Source organism: Yersinia sp. 2542 StPb PI, from assembly GCF_048593855.1.
Lineage (GTDB): Bacteria > Pseudomonadota > Gammaproteobacteria > Enterobacterales > Enterobacteriaceae > Yersinia > Yersinia enterocolitica_E.
Genome location: NZ_JAZGQA010000395.1, coordinates 1 through 1,307 on the forward strand (window position 1 = coordinate 1; position 1,307 = coordinate 1,307).

Sequence of the window (1,307 nt, forward strand, 5' to 3'; positions counted from 1 at the left end):
GTTACCGGCGGCAGCGATGCGACCCTGAATAACACCAACAGTGTGGACAATGCCGTCACGGTGGATATCACGGATGCCACCTTGAATCTGGCTGATATTGCGCTGTTTGACCATGCACTGACCGGCACTGGTACACTGAATGTGGCGAAGAATGATGCCAGCACGGCATTTGATTTCGGCTCTTCAGTGGGCGGCGCATTCAGTGGCACCGTGAACCTGACGAACTCGACTTTCGCGTTAAACGCGGGCAACACTGCCGCGCTGGCAAATGCCACACTGCAACTCTCAGCCAATAACGTGACTACCGTCGGTACGGATGATCGCACATTGCACGGCTTGGATCTGAGTGGCGGCACCCTGATTTTTGACGGGGCAGCGCCGCAGTCACAGGCCAGCGGTGTGGTGACGGTCACTGATCTGGCGCTGAACAGCGGCACCATCAGCGTGACGGGCACTGACAGTTGGACTAACCAGAATCCGGTGCTGGCACCGAATCTGTCGATCCTCGATCAGGATCGGGGCGATATTATGCTGGAGCTGATTAATGCCGGTACGGTGAGTGGGGCGGCCAGCGGTCTTAATCTGATGATCAACGGCACGACGGTCACCGACACCGCGCAAGGCGTGGTCTCTGCCATCTTGCAGGGCGGGACGACGGTGGCTAATGCCACCCATAATTACGGTCTGACCAGCAGCGACGGCAGCGGTGGTAATGGTTTGTATGTCAATTACAGCCTGAGCGCGCTGGAACTGTTAACAGACGGTGCCGATGCCTTGTTGCTGGCAACAGACAGCAGCGCGACCTCGAATAAAGAGCTGAATGCACTGGTATCAGGGGTGGGCGGTTTGCAGGTGGATGCCACCAATGGGGCGCTGACGCTGGCCAACGGCAGTAACAGCTATCAGGGCACGACCACGGTCAATGCCGGTGAGCTGATCCTGGGGGCTAACGGTGCCTTTGGTCAGACGTCATTACTGGATATCGCCAGCGGTGCCAGCGCCAACATCAACGGTCACACTCAAACCGTGGGCACACTGACCAATGCTGGTACGGTAACGTTGGGCAGTGGCGGGGTGCTGAACAGCGGCGTGCTGTCCAACAGCAGTATCCTTGATATCACTGGCGGTATGCTGAACCTCAGCTCGGGCGGAGTATCAACGGCGACTGGCGGTTTAACCGGTGCGGGTACTCTGAACATCAACGGCGGTGATTTGGCGGTCAGTGGTGCCAACAGCGGCTTAAGCGGCCAGACCCTGATTGCGTCGGGCGCGTCGGCAACCCTGAACGGGGCCGGTACGCTGGGCAG

Annotated in this window: 1 pseudogene; it reads left to right on the forward strand. The window is 58.7% G+C overall.

The window, feature by feature from the left end:
- A pseudogene (locus tag V1952_RS21870) lies at positions 1-1,307 on the forward strand (autotransporter outer membrane beta-barrel domain-containing protein); the annotation flags it as partial.